This is a genomic window from Hominimerdicola alba (assembly GCF_900112155.1).
Lineage (GTDB): Bacteria > Bacillota > Clostridia > Oscillospirales > Ruminococcaceae > Hominimerdicola > Hominimerdicola alba_D.
On the sequence record NZ_FOKQ01000091.1, the window covers coordinates 1 to 3240 of the forward strand.

The 3240-nt window shown below is 41.4% G+C and carries 4 protein-coding genes; 1 reads left to right on the forward strand and 3 read right to left on the reverse strand.

Annotated elements, in window-relative coordinates; genetic code table 11:
- Positions 1 to 73 precede the first annotated feature (73 nt).
- The gene (locus tag BM265_RS19385) at positions 74 to 757 is read left to right on the forward strand and encodes a sensor histidine kinase (protein ID WP_074963552.1); all 684 of its coding nucleotides are present in this window, start codon (positions 74 to 76) and stop codon (positions 755 to 757) included.
- Positions 758 to 1272: 515 nt separating this feature from the next.
- On the opposite strand, the gene BM265_RS19390 is transcribed toward BM265_RS19385, so the two are convergent.
- Genes BM265_RS19390 through BM265_RS19400 form a run of 3 tightly spaced genes read right to left on the reverse strand, consistent with a single transcriptional unit; the run spans position 1273 to position 3136 of the window.
- Positions 1273 to 1470 carry a mobility-associated LCxxNW protein gene (locus tag BM265_RS19390; RefSeq protein ID WP_074963553.1) on the reverse strand — a complete coding sequence of 66 codons (198 nt, stop codon included), beginning with the start codon at positions 1468 to 1470 and terminating at the stop codon, positions 1273 to 1275.
- A complete protein-coding gene (locus BM265_RS19395; protein ID WP_074963554.1) occupies positions 1467 to 2234 on the reverse strand; it encodes an ATP-binding protein in 768 nt (255 codons plus the stop codon). The genes BM265_RS19390 and BM265_RS19395 overlap by 4 nt, the downstream gene beginning before the upstream one ends.
- A complete protein-coding gene (locus tag BM265_RS19400; protein WP_143098799.1) occupies positions 2231 to 3136 on the reverse strand; it encodes a Mu transposase domain-containing protein in 906 nt (301 codons plus the stop codon). The genes BM265_RS19395 and BM265_RS19400 overlap by 4 nt, the downstream gene beginning before the upstream one ends.
- Between the last annotated feature and the right edge of the window lie 104 nt (positions 3137 to 3240).

Below are 3240 nucleotides of genomic sequence, written 5' to 3' on the forward strand. Positions count from 1 at the left end.
TATTACTAACTTTCGCATCGTCAGTATTTACATTCTACACTGAGGTGTTCTTTTTTGCAACCCCTTGATTTGTTTGGTTACAGGAAGCTCCATTTTCATTAAAAATCAAAAGCTAAAAGAAATTGAAATATTAAAACTAAGAGAACAATATCTTGAGCAGTTTATTGAAAATGCTGAGTCACAATATGATTCCATAAGAAAAATTCGACATGACATAAAAGATAAATATACAACGATCTATGGGTTAGTTAAAGATAAGAAATACAGCGAAGCGGAAGATTTTATTATGGATAATTTTGATTTAATAGATCATTCTGAACCATATATAAAAACAGATAATGCTATTGTAAATGCTATTGTAAATGCCAAGCTTACAGTTGCTTCTACATTAGGTATAAAAATATCATGTATAACCGTATCCTCATTTGATGGTATAAATGAAGTAGATCTGTGTGATTTATTGAGCAATATCTTGGAAAATGCTATAACCGCATGCAAAGATATGCCGGTTGATAGCAATAAATTCATAAATTTAGAAATAAGAAAGGAAAATAATATATACTCATTTCTCATAAAAAATTCTATTCATCAATCTGTTGTAAAGAATAATCCGAAATTAAAAACAACTAAAAATAATAAGGATAATCATGGCTTAGGCATATCAATTATTAAGGATATCACTTGGAAATATAATGGACGTTATGATTATTATGAGATTGATAATGTGTTTTGTAGTTCAGTAATTTTAGAAACTTAGCCTCAAATGTATACACCGTCCACTCAGAGCAATGAACTACTTTCAGCACCACATTTCTGAACTTCAACAGCCACCATCACTGAGCATTTACCACACCTCGACGCTAACAGTTCCTCGGACTTTGCTTGCAAAAAACGGTCCCACATCAGATGGTGTGATTTTGATATTCTTTCACTATTACTCAAGTGATTCTATTATTTCGTAATACATCTCTTAAAATGTTCTAAGGTGGCTCTGAGGGATCGATATATGACTCAAAACAGCTCATTTTTTTATGAGCTGTTTTTTTATGTCAGAAAACTGCACCTTATGCCAAAAAGCTTGACATATTGTTTTTTACGTTGTATAATGCAAAAAAATTAAAAAAGCTGTATATACCGCTCCGACTGCCACAGCTGCACGGACATTTTGCCCACTTTTGCCGCTGACTGCCCACGGGCACTGCCCGGCAAAAAGCGAGCCTGCCTGACACAGAATCAGACAGGCTCTTGCCGAAACAGGTTCAATGGAGTCAATTACATCTCCGGATATTCAATACCCTTCTTATCAAGATTCTCCTTAAGAACTTCAATGTAATCCCGCAGCCGCTGTATCTCGATCCAGTTGCTTTGACAAAGGTTGTCTGCTTCTTCAAGTTCGTGGCGTGTAAGCTCATAATCCGCCCATTTAAGGCACTTATGATCTTCGCTGAAAGCACAATAATTATCCATCATGGCTCGGCTCCTTCCGGCAAACCGTGACGCTTTCTCATGGAGACCTCGCCGTCGATCATGATGTCATAGGCATTGTTGATGATCCTGTCGATTATTGCATCGGATATGGGGCTGTCATTCTCAGGATCCGGATTGATACGATCGTACCAACCTTCGGAGTGATACTGTGTGCAGAATATCATAGATCGCTCGATCCTTGCCTCAATGATCTCCAGCAAGTCATAGCTCTCGGTGGGCGTGAGCTTGCGAATAAGCCATTCATCAAGGATAAGCAGATCTACCTTTCTGTATGCCTTGATGACTTTTCCAAATTCATTGTTGGCTCTTGCTATCGTAAGCTCGTCCAGAAGATCAGGCAGTCTTATGTAACGAACAGTCTTGAATCTTCGGCAAGCGGCGTTCCCGAGAGCGCAGGCGATGTAAGTCTTGCCATTTCCGGACGCGCCTTTGAGAATAATATGCCGCCCCTCATCAACATAGTTGCAGGTCGCAAAACGAAGCATTTTACCCTTATCAATATGTCGATCCTCAATGTATTCGATGCCTTCTATCGTGGCGTTCGCATCTGAAAACCTGGCGTTTCTTATGTACCTGTCGAGCTTGTTGTTCTGCCTGCGATTCCATTCGGCATCGACCAATAATGTCAGACGGTCTTCAAAACCAAGCTGCTTGTAGCTGTCGGCATCCTCGACCTGACGTTCTAATTCACTTGCAAGAGCATTCATTTTCATGGTTCTCAGGCGTTCAATTGTACCATTTATCATTTGCCGGCACCGCCTTTCTTCCAGTAGGCAGCGCCTCGGGTGATGCCGTATTTATTGCTGTTGTCACTGTCTGCGACAGTCTTTTCGGACTCCTTGCTGTTCTTTAGAAGCGTTGTTATCGTACGTATTGACGGAGTTGATGAGAAAGCCAGCACACGTTCACAGGCGGTTTCAAGCTTCTTCTTGCCGTAGCGCTTGCCGAGTTTTATAAGGCTCACACAAGCCTTGTAGCCCTGTTCGGGGATGCTGCCGGAGGTCAGAAAATGCTTGACGACTTCTTCGGTGGAATTTCCGACAGTTTCTGCCCATGCTTTGAATTCATCGGCATTGCAGCTCAGATATTCACGATGATTTGATGGCATGTGCTCGGGCTTTACAACAGGCTGAACACTGTACTTTTCAAGCCTTTTGTGCGAAGTCATACGGCTGCCCTTGAAGTAAACCTCGACAAGATCTTTGGTCAGCCTGATTTGTACACGTTCACCGATAAGGTCGAAAGGCACAGAATATTTGTTGAGTCCATCGCTTATGAGATAATCATTCCCGACCGTCTGCTGCTTCCATACAGAGGGCTCATAAGGGTGCTTAGGCAGCGGCAGCATGAATTCCTTTTCTTCGGAAATATATGCTTCTCTGCGGCTGCCGGGACGTTTCTGGAATGACTTTGTATTTATGAACTCAAGTCTTTCGGCAACAGCATCTCTGACCTCAGCAAAAGAGAAGAATTTACGCTCACGCAAAGCAGCGGTTATCCATGTTGTAGAAAATCCTACGGAACGTTCGACAAGACCTTTATCCTGCGGCTTACGAACACGAGTCGGAACTATAGCGGTACCGTAATATTCGGCAAGCTCGCGGTAGCTTTCATTCAGCTGTGTTTCATAGCGTGTGTTGGAAGTCACGCCCGTCTTGAGATTTAATGTTAAGAGGCAGTTAATGTAAAGTGGAGTATCTAAAGTCCACAAATATAACGATAATTGTTTTTCAACTTTACATTAATATGATA

Coding starts and splice junctions, on each gene's coding strand:
- BM265_RS19395 (WP_074963554.1), bottom strand. CDS start 2,234: ATGATAAATGGTACAATTGAACGCCTGAGAACCATGAAAATGAATGCT.
- BM265_RS19390 (WP_074963553.1), bottom strand. CDS start 1,470: ATGATGGATAATTATTGTGCTTTCAGCGAAGATCATAAGTGCCTTAAA.